This is a genomic window from Pseudomonas sp. PDNC002, from assembly GCF_016919445.1.
GTDB lineage: Bacteria > Pseudomonadota > Gammaproteobacteria > Pseudomonadales > Pseudomonadaceae > Pseudomonas.
In genome coordinates, this window is record NZ_CP070356.1 from 5,306,210 (window position 1) to 5,320,538 (window position 14,329).

At 64.1% G+C, this 14,329-nt stretch carries 13 protein-coding genes; 4 read left to right on the forward strand and 9 right to left on the reverse strand.

Going from position 1 to position 14,329, the window contains the following annotated elements; all coding sequences use genetic code 11:
• Nucleotides 1-18: 18 nt before the first annotated feature.
• The gene (locus JVX91_RS23915; RefSeq protein WP_205336570.1) at nt 19-1,485 is read right to left on the reverse strand and encodes a glyceraldehyde-3-phosphate dehydrogenase; all 1,467 of its coding nucleotides are present in this window, start codon (nt 1,483-1,485) and stop codon (nt 19-21) included.
• Nucleotides 1,486-1,625: 140 nt separating this feature from the next.
• Here JVX91_RS23915 and mfd point away from each other — a divergent pair, with 140 nt between their 5' ends.
• Together mfd and JVX91_RS23925 are read left to right on the forward strand one after the other, a co-directional pair.
• Nucleotides 1,626-5,090 carry a transcription-repair coupling factor gene (gene mfd, locus JVX91_RS23920; RefSeq protein ID WP_205336571.1) on the forward strand — a complete coding sequence of 1,155 codons (3,465 nt, stop codon included), beginning with the start codon at nt 1,626-1,628 and terminating at the stop codon, nt 5,088-5,090.
• A gap of 11 nt (nt 5,091-5,101) precedes the next feature.
• A complete protein-coding gene (locus JVX91_RS23925; protein WP_205336572.1) occupies nt 5,102-5,761 on the forward strand; it encodes a CsiV family protein in 660 nt (219 codons plus the stop codon).
• Nucleotides 5,762-5,814: 53 nt separating this feature from the next.
• Here the strand turns inward: JVX91_RS23925 and JVX91_RS23930 are convergent, their stop codons facing one another.
• The 4 genes from JVX91_RS23930 to JVX91_RS23945 all read right to left on the reverse strand — a co-directional run bounded on the left by JVX91_RS23930 (nt 5,815) and on the right by JVX91_RS23945 (nt 9,006).
• Nucleotides 5,815-6,552, reverse strand: coding sequence for an S-methyl-5'-thioinosine phosphorylase (locus JVX91_RS23930; RefSeq protein WP_205336573.1), 738 nt, complete (start codon nt 6,550-6,552; stop codon nt 5,815-5,817).
• Between the two features lie 147 nt (nt 6,553-6,699).
• The gene (gene nagZ, locus JVX91_RS23935; protein ID WP_205336574.1) at nt 6,700-7,698 is read right to left on the reverse strand and encodes a beta-N-acetylhexosaminidase; all 999 of its coding nucleotides are present in this window, start codon (nt 7,696-7,698) and stop codon (nt 6,700-6,702) included.
• A 9-nt stretch (nt 7,699-7,707) separates the two neighbouring features.
• The gene (locus JVX91_RS23940; protein ID WP_205336575.1) at nt 7,708-8,232 is read right to left on the reverse strand and encodes a L,D-transpeptidase; all 525 of its coding nucleotides are present in this window, start codon (nt 8,230-8,232) and stop codon (nt 7,708-7,710) included.
• A gap of 57 nt (nt 8,233-8,289) precedes the next feature.
• Entirely contained in the window at nt 8,290-9,006 is a 717-nt protein-coding gene (locus tag JVX91_RS23945) for a TetR/AcrR family transcriptional regulator (protein WP_205336576.1), read from the reverse strand.
• A gap of 261 nt (nt 9,007-9,267) precedes the next feature.
• Between JVX91_RS23945 and lexA the strand changes: the two genes are divergently transcribed.
• Together lexA and sulA are read left to right on the forward strand one after the other, a co-directional pair.
• Entirely contained in the window at nt 9,268-9,882 is a 615-nt protein-coding gene (lexA, locus tag JVX91_RS23950) for a transcriptional repressor LexA (protein WP_205336577.1), read from the forward strand.
• A gap of 13 nt (nt 9,883-9,895) precedes the next feature.
• Nucleotides 9,896-10,369: an SOS-induced cell division inhibitor SulA gene (gene sulA / locus JVX91_RS23955; protein WP_205336578.1), complete on the forward strand. Its 474-nt coding sequence runs from the start codon at nt 9,896-9,898 to the stop codon at nt 10,367-10,369.
• A 45-nt stretch (nt 10,370-10,414) separates the two neighbouring features.
• On the opposite strand, the gene JVX91_RS23960 is transcribed toward sulA, so the two are convergent.
• From JVX91_RS23960 to JVX91_RS23975, 4 genes are all read right to left on the reverse strand, one after another.
• On the reverse strand, nt 10,415-10,654 hold the full coding sequence (locus JVX91_RS23960) for a hypothetical protein (protein ID WP_205336579.1): 240 nt from the start codon (nt 10,652-10,654) through the stop codon (nt 10,415-10,417).
• Nucleotides 10,655-10,763: 109 nt separating this feature from the next.
• Entirely contained in the window at nt 10,764-11,285 is a 522-nt protein-coding gene (locus JVX91_RS23965; protein WP_205336580.1) for a DUF6586 family protein, read from the reverse strand.
• Between the two features lie 71 nt (nt 11,286-11,356).
• Nucleotides 11,357-13,963 (reverse strand): type I DNA topoisomerase, encoded by a 2,607-nt coding sequence (gene topA / locus JVX91_RS23970; RefSeq protein ID WP_205336581.1) that lies wholly within the window; start codon nt 13,961-13,963, stop codon nt 11,357-11,359.
• 92 nt (nt 13,964-14,055) lie between these two features.
• Nucleotides 14,056-14,319 carry a DUF1653 domain-containing protein gene (locus tag JVX91_RS23975; RefSeq protein ID WP_205336582.1) on the reverse strand — a complete coding sequence of 88 codons (264 nt, stop codon included), beginning with the start codon at nt 14,317-14,319 and terminating at the stop codon, nt 14,056-14,058.
• Between the last annotated feature and the right edge of the window lie 10 nt (nt 14,320-14,329).

Below are 14,329 nucleotides of genomic sequence, written 5' to 3' on the forward strand. Positions count from 1 at the left end.
TTATCTAGACCGCCTGAATCAGCGCGGGAAAGCCGGCGGGTTCACGCCAGCCATGTCTTCCATCACGCGGACGACCTGGCAGCTGTAGCCGAACTCGTTGTCGTACCACACGTACAGGACGACGCGATTGTCGTTGGCGATGGTCGCCTCGGCATCGACGACGCCCGCATGGCGGGAACCGACGAAGTCGGTGGAAACCACTTCCTGGGAAGCAACGAAGTCGATCTGCTTCTGCAGGTCCGAGTGCATGGCCATCTGGCGCAGGTACTCGTTGATCTCTTCGCGGGTGGTGGCCTTTTCCAGGTTCAGGTTCAGGATGGCCATGGAGACGTTCGGCGTCGGAACGCGGATCGCGTTGCCGGTCAGCTTGCCTTTCAGAACCGGCAGAGCCTTGGCGGCAGCGGTAGCGGCGCCAGTCTCGGTGATCACCATGTTCAGCGGCGCGGCGCGGCCACGACGACTGCCCTTGTGGAAGTTGTCGATCAGGTTCTGGTCGTTGGTGAACGAGTGAACGGTTTCGACATGGCCGTTGACGATGCCGTACTGGTCGTTGACGGCTTTCAGCACCGGTACGATGGCGTTGGTGGTGCAGGAGGCGGCGGAAACGATCTTGTCGTCAGCGGTGATGTCGCCATGGTTGATGCCGTGTACGACGTTCTTCAGCGCACCCTTGCCCGGAGCGGTGAGGATCACGCGGTCGATACCCGGGCACTTCAGGTGCTGGCCCAGGCCTTCGGCATCACGCCATTTGCCGGTGTTGTCGACCAGCAGGGCTTTCTTGATGCCGTACAGGGTGTAGTCGATCGACGCCGGGTCGTTGGAGTAGATCACCTGGATCAGGTTGCCGTTCGCGGTGATGGTGTTGTGCTCTTCGTCGATGGTGATGGTGCCATCGAACGGGCCATGCACGGAGTCGCGGCGCAGCAGGCTGGCGCGCTTGACCAGGTCGTTTTCGGCGCCCTTGCGGACGACGATGGCGCGCAGGCGCAGGCCGTCGCCGCCACCGGTCTTCTCGATGAGGATGCGCGCCAGCAGGCGGCCGATACGACCGAAACCGTACAGGACGACGTCAGTGCCTTCGCGGGCGCCGCCGTTCTGCTTGCCAACCACGTCGGCCAGCTCGTCCTTGGTGAACTGCTCGATGCTGCGACCGTTACCTTCGGTCTTGAACTTGGCAACCATCTTGCCCAGGTCGACGGAAGCGGCGCCCAGCTTGAACTCGCTCATCGCCTTGAGGATCGGGAAAGTGTCGTGAACCGACAGCCCGCCTTCTTCGGCCAGGCGGTGACGGGCGAAACGGTGCGCTTTGAGGATCGCGATCACCGAACGGTTGATCAGGCCACGGCCGTAGATCGAGGTCACCACGTTGTTGTTACGGTAGAGTTGGCCGATCAGCGGAATCATGGCTTCCGCGAGGGCTTCACGATCGATCCACTCACCGAGACACTGGTCGGGCTTCTGGGTCACGGGCAATACCTTCCACATGTAGGAGAAGAAAAAAGGGGCTACATTATGACGGTGTGAACCTTCTCCGGCAATCCGCGACCGTCGCATGACTGACATCCGTCAATCGGGATAGTTACAATCCGGCCGGTCAAATTCCTCGACCGGAGCCACGAACGCCCGTGTCCGTATTGCGCATTCCTACATTGCCGACTGCTGCCGGCAAGCAATCCTGGGGCAACCTCCCCGGGGCCGCCCTGAGCCTGGCCATCGCTGAAGCGGCCGGCCCAGCCAAACGTTTCACCCTGTTGCTGACCGCCGACAGCCAGAGCGCCGAGCGCCTGGAGCAGGAGCTGCGCTTCTTCGCGCCGGACCTGCCGGTACTACAGCTACCGGACTGGGAAACGCTGCCCTACGACGTCTTCTCGCCGCACCAGGACATCATTTCCCAGCGCGTCGCCGCTCTTTATCAGTTGCCCGAACTGCGCCGCGGCGTGCTGGTGGTGCCGATCACCACCGCCCTGCACCGGCTCGCGCCGGCCAAGTTCCTGCTCGGCAGCAGCCTGGTGCTGGATGTTGGCCAGAAGCTCGACGTCGAACAGATGCGCAGCCGCTTCGAGGCCGCCGGCTATCGCTGCGTGGATACCGTCTACGAACACGGCGAATTCGCCGTGCGTGGCGCGCTGATCGACCTGTTCCCGATGGGCAGCGAACTGCCCTACCGGATCGACCTGTTCGACGACGAAATCGAGACGCTGCGTACCTTCGATCCGGAAACCCAGCGTTCCATCGACAAGGTGGAGAGCATCCGCCTGCTGCCAGCGCGCGAGTTCCCGCTGCGCAAGGACGCGGTGACCGGCTTCCGCGGTCGTTTCCGCGAGCGCTTCGACGTCGACTACCGCCGCTGCCCGATCTACCAGGACCTGGCCAGCGGCCTGACACCCGCCGGCATCGAGTACTACATCCCGCTGTTCTTCGAAGATGGCGAGACATCGACGCTGTTCGACTACCTGCCGCAGGACACCCAGGTGTTCTCCCTGCCGGGCATCGAAACCGCCGCCGAGCAGTTCTGGACCGACGTGCGCAACCGCTACGAAGACCGTCGCTACGACCCGGAACGCCCACTATTGCCGCCAGGTGAAGTCTTCCTGCCGGTTGAGGACTGCTTCGCCCGCCTGAAGAACTGGCCGCGCGTGGTGGCCAGCCCCGAGCCCATCGAGACCGGCGTCGGGCGCGAGCGCTTCCCTGCCGAGCCGCTGCCGGAACTGGCCATCGAGGCCAAGGCCACCGAACCGCTGGCGCGCCTGCGCCAGTTCATCGAACAGTTCGACGGGCGCATCCTGTTCACTGCCGAATCCGCGGGGCGCCGCGAGGTGCTGCTGGAATTGCTGGCGCGCCTGAAGCTGCGCCCGGTCGAGGTCGAAGGCTGGCCAGGCTTCCTGGCGCACAAGGATCGCCTGGCGATCACCATTGCGCCGATGGACGAAGGCTTGTTGCTGGAAGCTCAGAAGTCCCAGCCGGGCATCGCCCTGGTGGCCGAGAGCCCGCTGTTCGGCCAACGTGTCATGCAACGCCGCCGTCGCGAGAAGACCCGCGACGGTGGCGAAAACGTCATCAAGAACCTCACCGAACTGCGCGAAGGCGCACCGGTGGTCCACATCGACCACGGTGTCGGCCGCTACATGGGCCTGATCACCCTGGAAATCGACGGCCAGAACGCCGAATTCCTCGCCCTCGAATACGCCGACGAAGCCAAGCTCTACGTGCCGGTCGCCAACCTGCACCTGATCGCCCGCTACACCGGCAGCGACGACGCCCTGGCACCGCTGCACAAGCTGGGCTCGGAAACCTGGCAGAAAGCCAAGCGCAAGGCCGCCGAACAAGTCCGTGACGTCGCCGCCGAACTGCTCGACATCTATGCCCGTCGCGCCGCACGCAAGGGCTACGCGTTCAAGGACCCGCAGGTCGACTACGCCACCTTCTCCGCCGGTTTCCCCTTCGAGGAAACCCCGGACCAGCAGACCGCCATCGAGGCCGTGGTCGCCGACATGCTCGCCGACAAGCCAATGGATCGCCTGGTCTGCGGCGACGTCGGCTTCGGCAAGACCGAAGTGGCCATGCGCGCGGCCTTCGTCGCCGTGCACAGCGGCAAGCAGGTCGCCGTGCTGGTGCCCACCACCCTACTCGCCCAGCAGCACTACAACAGCTTCCGCGACCGCTTCGCCGACTGGCCGGTAACGGTCGAGGTGATGAGCCGCTTCAAGTCCGCCAAGGAAGTCGAAGGCGCCGTGGCGCAGTTGGCCGAAGGCAAGGTGGACATCGTCATTGGCACCCACAAGCTGCTGCAGGACGACGTCAAGTTCAAGAACCTCGGCCTGGTCATCATCGACGAGGAACACCGCTTCGGCGTGCGCCAGAAGGAGCAGCTGAAGTCGCTGCGCAGCGAGGTGGACATCCTCACCCTCACCGCCACGCCAATCCCGCGCACACTCAACATGGCGGTAGCCGGCATGCGCGACCTGTCGATCATCGCCACGCCGCCGGCGCGCCGGCTGTCCGTGCGCACTTTCGTCATGGAAGAGCAGAAGTCGGTGATCAAGGAAGCCCTGCTGCGCGAGCTGCTGCGCGGCGGCCAGGTGTACTTCCTGCACAACGAAGTGAAGACCATCGAGAAATGCGCCCGCGACCTGGCGGAGCTGGTTCCTGAGGCGCGCATCGGCATCGGCCACGGGCAGATGAACGAGCGCGAACTGGAACGGGTGATGAGCGACTTCTACCACAAGCGCTTCAACGTGCTGGTGGCCTCGACCATCATCGAGACCGGCATCGACGTGCCCAGTGCCAACACCATTCTCATCGAGCGTGCCGACAAGTTCGGCCTGGCCCAGTTGCACCAGTTGCGCGGCCGCGTCGGTCGCAGCCACCACCAGGCCTACGCCTACCTGCTCACCCCGCCGCGCAAGCAGATGACCCCGGACGCCGAGAAGCGCCTGGAAGCCATCGCCAACGCCCAGGATCTCGGTGCCGGCTTCGTGCTGGCCACCCATGACCTGGAAATCCGCGGCGCCGGCGAGCTACTGGGCGACGGCCAGAGCGGGCAGATCCAGGCGGTGGGCTTCACGCTCTACATGGAAATGCTCGAACGCGCGGTGAAGGCCATCCGCAAGGGCGAGCAACCAAACCTGGAACAACCCCTGGGCGGCGGGCCGGACATCAACCTGCGCGTCCCGGCGCTGATCCCCGAGGATTACCTGCCGGACGTCCACGCCCGCCTGATCCTCTACAAGCGCATCGCCAACGCCGCCGACGAAGACGGCCTGCGCGAACTGCAGGTGGAGATGATCGACCGCTTCGGCCTTCTGCCAGAGCCAGCGAAGAACCTGATTCGCCTGACGCTTCTCAAGCTGCAGGCGGAAAAGCTCGGCATCGTGAAGATAGATGCCGGCCCCCAGGGAGGCCGGGTAGAATTCGCCGCCGATACCTGCGTCGACCCGCTGGTTCTGATCAAGATGATCCAGAGCCAACCCAATCGGTACAAATTCGAAGGGGCCACCCTCTTCAAGTTCCAGGTGCCCATGGAGCGCCCGGAAGAACGGTTCAACACGCTGGAGGCGCTGCTTGAGCGCCTCACGCCACAGACTCACTAAGGACACTGTGCATGCGCCTGTTCCAACCCCTGCTGCTGTCGCTGGCACTGCTGTCGCCGGCGGCCTTTGCCGAGCCTTACCAGGTAGAGCTGATCCTCTTCCAGCAGTCCGGCGATGTCGTGCTCGCCAGCCGCCCCGCCCCGGATGACTGGGCCAAAGGCGCGCAACCGCCCGGCCCGGACAGCTCGCGCCCCACCGCAATGGACGCGCAGGTCACCAAGCTCAAGCAGAACGAAGGCTTCCAGGTCCTGATGCACAAGGCCTGGCGCCAGGAGATCGATGCCAACCCGGTAAAGATTTCCCTGACCGAAGGCGCCAAGCGCGACGGCCACTTCCCGGTGGAAGGCACCGTCACCCTGAGCCAGCAACGCTTCGTGAACACCCAGACCGACTTCTGGATCAATCAGTTCGGCCAGGACGGGCTACTCGCCGCCAGCCAACACATGGTTCAGGAAGCCAGCCTGAAGAACAGTGTGCTGACCTACCTCGACCACCCGAGCCTGGGCATGCTGATCAAGGTCACCCCGCTCAACGCCAAGCCGGCAGCCGCTCCGCCGCCCGGCATGGAAGACGAGGCACCGACCGGCCCGGACGCGCCGCAGCAGCCTGCCCCGGCCGCTCCGGCAGACGGCGGCTTCGAGGCCCCGCCACCGGCCCAGTCCGCCCAATAACGAAAAAGCCCGGCATTCGCCGGGCTTTTTCTTGCTTTCCGTAGGATCCAACGTCAACTCACCAGCACGCGCCCCAGTACCTCGCGCACCTTGCCGATACCTTCGTGCAGCGCCTGCTCGATCTCGGCCATGGTGATAATGCCGCTGGACTTGCCCGCCGCCGGATTCACCACCAGCGACAGACAGGCGTATGGCAGGTCCAGCTCACGGGCCAGCGCAGCTTCAGGCATACCGGTCATGCCGACGATGTCGCAACCGTCGCGCTCCAGCTTGGCGATTTCCGCCACGGTTTCCAGGCGCGGCCCCTGGGTAGCTGCGTAGACACCATGACTGCTGTACGCATAACCCAATTCCTGCAGTGCGGCGATCAGCTTCTGGCGCAGCGGCTCGTCGTAGGGATGGCTGAAATCGATGTGGGTGACATGGTCGATATCGCCGGCGAAATAGGTGTGCTCACGACCCCAGGTGTAATCGACGATCTGGTGCGGCACGCACAGGTGACCGCTCCCCATCGCCGCATGAATACCGCCCACGGCGTTCACCGCGAGCACGGCCTGGGCGCCGGCCTGCTGCAGCGCCCAGAGGTTGGCGCGGTAGTTCACCTGGTGTGGCGGGAAACGGTGCGGATGGCCATGGCGAGCGAGGAACAGCACCTCGCGGCCGGCGAACTCGCCGCGCTGGATGGCCGCCGAGGGCGCGCCGTAGGGCGTATCCAGCTCGATGGCATCCTTCAGGGTCAACCCTTCCAATTGGGTCAGGCCGGTGCCGCCGATGATGGCGTAGACAGTCATGCTTCTATCCTCAAATTATCCCTGCGATCTCGCGAGCTAGAGCAGAACAAGGCGGGAGGGTGGATCGGACGCGGAGTTGACTTCATGTCAACGAGCAGTCTGATCCAGCCTTCCAACGCGGTTATGCCGACGCGCAGCAGTTCGCAATTAGTCGATCAGTTGTGCGGCGCGCAGCTCACCCACGGCCTCTTGCCAGCGCGGCAGCTGCTTGTATTCGATGCCCGGCCAGGCCTTGGCGCGCATGCGCTGCAGGCGCTGAGGTGCCGTCACTTTCAGGCGCTGCAGAGCACTCAGGGCCAGCTCGGCGGAGGCGCGGTCATTGCACACCAGCCCCATGTCGCAGCCGGCACTCAGCGCGGCCTCGATTCGGTTGGCCGCATCACCGACCACATGAGCGCCAGCCATGGACAGGTCGTCGCTGAAGATCACACCATCGAAGCCCAGTTCGCCGCGCAGGATGTCCTGCAGCCAGCGGCGGGAGAAGCCGGCGGGATTCGGATCAACCTGCGGGTAGATCACGTGGGCAGGCATCAGCGCGTCCAGCTCACCGGACAAGCGCTGGAACGGCACCAGGTCCACGGCGCGGATCTGCTCCAGCGTGCGCTCGTCCTCGGGAATGCCCACATGGGAATCGACTTCCGCCCAGCCGTGGCCGGGGAAGTGCTTGCCAGTGGCGGCCATGCCGGCGGCATGCATGCCACGGATGAAGGCGCCGGCCAGCGCGACGGCGCGCTCCGGATTGCCCTCGAAGGCGCGGCTACCGACGACCGCGCTGCGCTGATGGTCCAGATCCAGCACCGGAGCGAAGCTCAGGTCGAGCCCGACCGCCAGCACCTCGGTCGCCATCAGCCAGCCGCACTGCTCGGCCAGTCGCTCGGCGTTGGCATTGTCGGCAATCGCGCGCATCGCCGGCAGGCGTAGGAAACCCTGGCGCAGGCGCTGCACGCGACCGCCTTCCTGGTCCACCGCCAGCAGCAGATCGGGGCGCACCGCGCGGATGGCGGCCATCAGCTCACGCACCTGGCGCGGCGATTCGATGTTGCGGGCGAAGATGATCAGGCCGCCCACTTCCGGGTGGCGCAGGATCTGGCGGTCCTCGGCGGTGAGCCAGGTGCCGCCGATGTCGAGCATCAGGGAGCCTTGCATGCGTATTCCTTAATCCAGTTGCGCCGCCCGCCAGTCGGGGCAGGCGGCTTCATCGATACGAACCCGGCAATGGAGGGGAACGCGGGGAAAGAGTTCCAGCAGGTCGTCATTGCGCAGGCGGATACAGCCGTGGGAAAGCGGCGTGCCCATAGGCTCGCAGTCCGGCGTGCCGTGCAGGTAGATATAGCGGCGGAAGGTATCGACCTCGCCCATCCGGTTGCGCCCCAGCTCGCAGCCGCTGAGCCAGAGGATGCGCGAGAGGATCCAGTCGCGCCCGGGAAACGCCGCGTGTAGGTCGGGCGTCCAGGTCTCGCCGGTCCAGCGTCGCCCTTTCAGCACTGCGCCCTTGGGCAGCTCGTCGCCAATCCGGGCGCGAACCTGATGCAGGCCGCGTGGCGTACAACCGGAGCCGTTGCGCTCCCCCGCGCCATTGGCAGCAGTGGAAACCTGCACGCGCACGACCAGGCGCCCTGCGGCAAAGCCGTAGAGCATCTGGTCAGCAACGGAAATATGGAGGAGATCGAGAGCAGCCATGGCCGGCTACTTTAGCCGATCAGGACAACGCAGCCCAGCACAAGGCTGGGCCGAGGATTACACCTTGGCCGGTGCCGGCGCGGTGCTGGATTTGGTGCGCGGCTTGAGCTGGGCGCCGGCCAGCGAAGGATCGCTGACACCACTGTCGGCACGCATGCCAGCGGCGAGGAACGGCACCATCAGGCGCATGACCTGCTCGATGGAAGTGTTCACGCCAAAATCGTTCTCAGCCATGGCACGCAGGGCCTTGATACCGGACATGCTGAACACCGCAGTACCCAGCATGAAGTGCACGCGCCAGAACAGCTCCAGCGGCGGCAGACGTGGCGCTGATTCGTTTACCAGCAGCATGTAGCGACGGAATACCTTTCCGTAGACCTCTTCGAGGTACTTGCGCAGGTGACCCTGACTCTGACTGAAGGCCAGTCCGAGCAGGCGCATGAAGATCGACAGGTCGTTACCACTGCGAGGCTTCACCGCCATCGCCTGGACCACGAGCAGTTCGAGCAGCTCTTCCAGGCTGGCGCGCGGCGCGTCCGGCTTTGCCTGGCGGCGATCCAGCTCCTTTTCGAGACTGGCGCAGAACGGACCGAGGAAGCGCGAGAAGACCGCCTGGATCAGCGCCTTCTTCGAGCCGAAGTGATAGTTCACCGCAGCGAGGTTCACCCCCGCCTTGCTGGTGATCAGACGCAAGGAGGTTTCGGCGAAGCCTTTCTCCGCGAACAGCTGTTCCGCAGCATCCAGGATGCGTTCGACGGTTTCCGACTGGGCCATGGCTACTCCGCCTGACAAACACTTGTTTGAAACATACGTTTCAGCATCTTCTATTGTCAAGCAAAGTGCGATGGATTGTTACCAATATCATGGCAATGCGACGAGACGCCGGGTTCGCATAAGACTAATTAGCAAGACGCCCGCCAGCCGCCAAAGGTTACATGCACGAACGTTCCACTGACAGCCGCGCGAAATAAGCATTGCCAGCCCGCCATCACTGTATATAATTCCAGTCACTGTATAAAAAGCCAGAGTATGGACATGCTGAAGCTCACGCCGCGCCAAGCCGAGATCCTCGCCTTTATCAAACGCTGCCTGGAAGCCAACGGCTACCCGCCCACCCGCGCGGAAATCGCCCAGGAACTCGGCTTCAAGTCGCCCAATGCCGCCGAGGAGCACTTGAAAGCCCTCGCCCGCAAAGGCGCCATCGAGATGACCCCGGGCGCCTCCCGCGGCATCCGCATTCCCGGCTTCGAGCCCAAGGCCGCCGCCAATGACGACGAGCTGCCGATCATCGGCCGCGTCGCCGCCGGCGCACCGCTCCTGGCCGAGCAGAACGTCGACGACACCTGCCGCATCAACCCCACCTTCTTCAATCCTCCAGCCGACTATCTGCTACGCGTGCGCGGCCAGAGCATGAAGGACGTCGGCATCATGGACGGCGACTTGCTCGCCGTGCACGTCACCCGCGAAGCACGCAACGGCCAGATCGTGGTTGCCCGCCTGGGTGAAGAGGTGACGGTGAAGCGCTTCAAGCGCGAAGGCAGCAAGGTCTGGCTGCTCGCCGAAAACCCCGAGTTCGCGCCCATCGAGGTCGATCTCAAGGAACAGGAACTGGTCATCGAAGGCTTGAGCGTCGGCGTGATCCGTCGCTGAACAGGAGACATCCATGCAGTACCCGCAGCCGCTGAACCTGCCGCAACTCCCGCTGTTCCAGGAAGCACTCTGGGCGAGCGGTACTGCTCCCCTGCTCCCGGAGCTGATGGAAGATGAACCCGCCGACGACGAGAGCGCCTTCAGCGAGATCTCCCTGCGCGGCCTGCCCGGTCAATGCCTGACCTTGCTGGCCCCGATGCTCCGTGAGCTCAGCGAGGAAAGCGACTCGCGCTGGCTGACGCTGATCGCACCGCCCTCCAGCCTGACGCCGGACTGGCTGCGCAAGGCCGGCCTGAACCGCGAGCGCATCCTGCTGCTCCCCGCCCGAGACCAGGCGGCAGCACAGGCCCTGGCCTGCGAGGCGCTGCGCCTGGGCAACAGCCATACCGTAGTGAGCTGGCTGAACCTCAGTGCAAAAGCGCGCACGCAGCTGTCCCGCGCCGCCGTTGCCGGTCAGGCGCAGAGCCTGAATATTCGTCTGGGTTGAAGCAGAAGCCTCGCCGCGAACGCGGCGAAGCGGAATAACTGAATCTCAGTGCAGGACGCGCGGACCTTCCTCGTCCATGCTCACGTCACCACCTTCAGCGAGACGGCCCGCCATCTGCACGCCGACATTGAACATCGCCTTGGCGATCTCGATATGCTGGCCTTGCAGGAAACCCTTGGCATCAGCGGAAAACTCCAGGGTCACCAGCGCCTCCTCTTCGTCCGCACGACGCAGCACGATACGCCCGTCAGGCAGCTCGACAATTTCCAGAAATGAGGTTGGCATAGCGACGTTCTCCACAGCAGAACGCGTAGTGTAACAGCCACATTCGCTACGCCCTAGCCAAAGGTGTCACTGCCCGACCGGAAGGCCAGCATGTGAAGAGCAGCGGGAATCAGAGCTCGGTGAGGGACGCGCGGAAGCGCAGCACCAGCTCTTTCAGGGATTTGCGCCAGGCTTCCAGCTCATCGTTGCCCAGCTCGACCGACGCATCCTCATCGACATTCACCGCCTGGATCAGCGGCTGCGTGGGGTCGACTTTGGCCTTCTTCGGCTCGCTCGGCGGCCGGAACAGGGCGGCATAGGCAGCTAGCAAGCGCCCCAGCCACGCTTCGGGGGATTGCGCCAGCTCGACCATTTCCGCGAGCTCGGGGCTCGGCGCGGCAGCCAGTACGTCAGCGTTCAGCAGCATCTCGGCACGCGGCGCACCGGCCTGCGGCAGGCGGTAGTAGCCGGCGATCTCATGGGCCACGCCCAGCACTGCCCCATAGAGATGGAACAGCGCCGCCTCACGCTCGGCCTGGATGCGCGCCTGGGCGTTCATGGCGCGCGCCGATTCGGCGCTGCGCCAGGCTTCCAGGGCAAGGCCGGCGAAGAACAGCTTCTGGTTGGTGCGGGTGTAGAGTTCGTTCGCCATGACCGGGAGCCCCTTTCGCAATCGACGTCGGCAGTATAAGCGCGCCCCGTCTCAGCGGGGCGCGCCTTCCATCAGCGCTTGTCTTCGACCTTCCACTTGCCGCCGTCGAAGAACGCACGCCAGCCGGTGGGCTTGCCTTCAACCTCGGACTGCACGTACTGCTCCTTGGTCTTGCGACTGAAGCGGATCACCGCTGGGCGGCCATCCGGGTCTTTTGCCGGGGCTGAGAGCAGGAAGTGGTACTTCGGATCCAGCTCTTCCTTGTGCGGAATCAGCTCGGCAACCAGCGGAGCACGGGTCTCGCGGTTCTTCGGGAACTGGCTGGCGGCCAGGAACAGGCCGGAAGCGCCGTCACGCAGTACGTAGATGTCGTCCACCTTGTCGCACTTGAGTTCCGGCATGCGGATGGCGTCCATCTTCGGCGGTGCGGGCTCGCCGTTCTTCAGCAGCTTGCGGGTGTTCTTGCAGGTCGGGTTGGTGCAACCAAAGAACTTACCGAAGCGGCCAGTCTTGAGCTGCATCTCGCTACCGCACTTGTCGCATTCCAGGCTCGGACCTTCATAGCCCTTGATGCGGTACTGCCCTTCCTCGATTTCGTAACCCGCGCAATCCGGGTTATTGCCGCAGATGTGCAGCTTGCGCTTCTCATCGACCAGGTAGGCATCCATCGCGGTGCTGCAGATCGGGCAGCGGTGCTTGCCGAGCAGCACGCGGGATTCGGATTCACCCTCGTCATCCGCTGCGATTTCGTCGCCCGGAATCAGGTTGATCGTGGCTTTGCAGCGCTCTTTCGGCGGCAGGCTGTAGCCCGAGCAGCCGAGGAACACACCAGTGGAAGCGGTACGGATCATCATCGGCCGGCCGCACTCGCGGCAGGGGATGTCGGTCAGCGTCGGCTGGTTGGCACGCATGCCGTCGTTGGAGGCTTCGGCCAGGTCGAGCTTCTTGCGGAAGTCGCCATAGAACTCGTCCAGTACGTGTTTCCAGTCGCGCTCGCCCTGGGCCACGTCATCGAGGTTCTCTTCCATGCCGGCGGTGAAGCCGTAGTCCATGAGATTGGCGAAGCTCTCGTTGAGGCGGTCGGTGACGATGTCGCCCATTTTCTCCGCATAGAAGCGGCGGTTGTGGGTAGTGACGTAGCCGCGTTCCTGGATGGTGGAGATGATCGCCGCGTAAGTGGACGGCCGGCCGATGCCGCGCTTTTCCAGCTCCTTGACCAGGCTAGCTTCGGAGAAGCGCGCCGGCGGCTTGGTGAAGTGCTGGCTCGGATCGAGCTTGAGCAGCTTCATGGCATCGCCCTGGTTCATGACCGGCAGGACATCGTCCTCGCCCGGCTTGCTCTGCTGCGGCAGCACCTTGGTGTAGCCGTCGAACTTGAGGATGCGGCCCTTGGCGCGCAGCTCGAAGTCACCGGCGGCCGCGCTGACGGTGGTGGACAGGTACTCGGCCGGCGGCATCTGGCAGGCCACGAACTGGCGCCAGATCAGGTCGTACAGGCGCTCGGCGTCGCGCTCCATGCCCGACAGCTGGGTCGGACGCAGGTTGACGTCGGAAGGTCGAATCGCTTCGTGCGCTTCCTGGGCGCCTTCCTTGCTGGAATAGAAATTCGGCTTGGCCGGCAGGTACTTGCTGCCGAACTCGCTGTCGATAAAACCGCGCACCATGTCGATGGCATCGGCCGACAGATTGGTCGAGTCGGTACGCATATAGGTGATGTAGCCAGCTTCGTAGAGACGCTGGGCCATCATCATGGTCTTCTTCACACCGAAGCCCAGACGGTTGCTCGCCGCCTGCTGCAGGGTGGAAGTGATGAACGGGGCCGAAGGCTTGCTGGAAGTCGGCTTGTCCTCGCGCTTGGCGATGCTGTAGCTGGATGCCTTGAGCTTCTCCAGGGCCGCCATGGCGTGGGCTTCGTTCAGCGGTTTGAAGGCTTCGCCCTTCTCGCGCACCACTTCGAAGCGAACCTTGTCGTTCTTCGGCGTGCCGAGGTCGGCGTGGACTTCCCAGTATTCTTCCGGCACGAAGGCGCGGATTTCACGCTCGCGCTCCACCACCAGCTTTACCGCCACCGACTGCACGCGGCCGGCGGACAGGCCACGGGCAATCTTCGCCCACAGCAGCGGCGAGACCATGTAGCCCACCACGCGGTCGAGGAAGCGACGTGCCTGCTGTGCATTCACGCGGTTGATATCCAGCTCGCCGGGCTGGGAGAAGGCCTCCTGGATGGCCTTCTTGGTGATTTCGTTGAAGACCACGCGCTTGTAGCGCGAGTCATCGCCGCCGATGGCCTCGCGCAGGTGCCAGGCGATGGCCTCCCCTTCGCGGTCCAAGTCGGTTGCGAGATAGATGGTATCGGCATCCTTGGCCAGGCGGCGCAGCTCTTCGATCACCTTTTCCTTGCCGGGCAGGATCTCGTACTTGGCCTTCCAGCCATGCTCCGGATCGACGCCCATGCGGCTGACGAGCTGGCGCTTGGCCTTCTCTTTCGGCGACAGGGCCGGCGCCTCGGCAGCCGTCTTGCGTCCTTTGGCCGCAGGCTCCTTCGACGCGGACGAGCCGCTGGTGGGCAGGTCGCGGATGTGGCCGATGCTCGACTTCACCACGTACTGGTTGCCCAGGTACTTGTTGATGGTCTTGGCCTTGGCCGGTGATTCCACGATGACCAGCGATTTACCCATGGATCGGAATATTCCTGCGTCGAAAAGATGAATTTACAAGGAGGGAGGCGCTTGGAGCGGCACCGCTATATATAGTGGCGGTCGCGCCAAGGTCAAGCTTGGGTTTCGCCGGACGGGCCAGTCTGGAGACCCAGCGGATCGTCTTCGGCGCTGACCAGAGCGAATCGCGGAACCTTCTCGCCATTCACTTCCACCGCCTCGGTGAACATGCTCAGCGGGCGCACCCAGAGCCCGAATTCGCCATACAGCGCCTGGTAGATCACCAGGTCTTCCTCGGTTTCCGAATGCCGGGCGACACCGAGCACGCGGTACTGCTGTCCCTTGTAGTGTCGATACAATCCGGGCTGCACGTGCATGTCGGTTCTC

Excerpts from the sequence above, each read along its gene's own strand:
- JVX91_RS23915 (WP_205336570.1), bottom strand. The coding sequence starts at position 1,485 with ATGTGGAAGGTATTGCCCGTGACCCAGAAGCCCGACCAGTGTCTCGGT.
- JVX91_RS23925 (WP_205336572.1), top strand. The coding sequence starts at position 5,102 with ATGCGCCTGTTCCAACCCCTGCTGCTGTCGCTGGCACTGCTGTCGCCG.
- JVX91_RS23930 (WP_205336573.1), bottom strand. The coding sequence starts at position 6,552 with ATGACTGTCTACGCCATCATCGGCGGCACCGGCCTGACCCAATTGGAA.
- nagZ (WP_205336574.1), bottom strand. The coding sequence starts at position 7,698 with ATGCAAGGCTCCCTGATGCTCGACATCGGCGGCACCTGGCTCACCGCC.
- JVX91_RS23940 (WP_205336575.1), bottom strand. The coding sequence starts at position 8,232 with ATGGCTGCTCTCGATCTCCTCCATATTTCCGTTGCTGACCAGATGCTC.
- JVX91_RS23945 (WP_205336576.1), bottom strand. The coding sequence starts at position 9,006 with ATGGCCCAGTCGGAAACCGTCGAACGCATCCTGGATGCTGCGGAACAG.
- lexA (WP_205336577.1), top strand. The coding sequence starts at position 9,268 with ATGCTGAAGCTCACGCCGCGCCAAGCCGAGATCCTCGCCTTTATCAAA.
- sulA (WP_205336578.1), top strand. The coding sequence starts at position 9,896 with ATGCAGTACCCGCAGCCGCTGAACCTGCCGCAACTCCCGCTGTTCCAG.
- JVX91_RS23960 (WP_205336579.1), bottom strand. The coding sequence starts at position 10,654 with ATGCCAACCTCATTTCTGGAAATTGTCGAGCTGCCTGACGGGCGTATC.
- JVX91_RS23965 (WP_205336580.1), bottom strand. The coding sequence starts at position 11,285 with ATGGCGAACGAACTCTACACCCGCACCAACCAGAAGCTGTTCTTCGCC.
- topA (WP_205336581.1), bottom strand. The coding sequence starts at position 13,963 with ATGGGTAAATCGCTGGTCATCGTGGAATCACCGGCCAAGGCCAAGACC.
- JVX91_RS23975 (WP_205336582.1), bottom strand. The coding sequence starts at position 14,319 with ATGCACGTGCAGCCCGGATTGTATCGACACTACAAGGGACAGCAGTAC.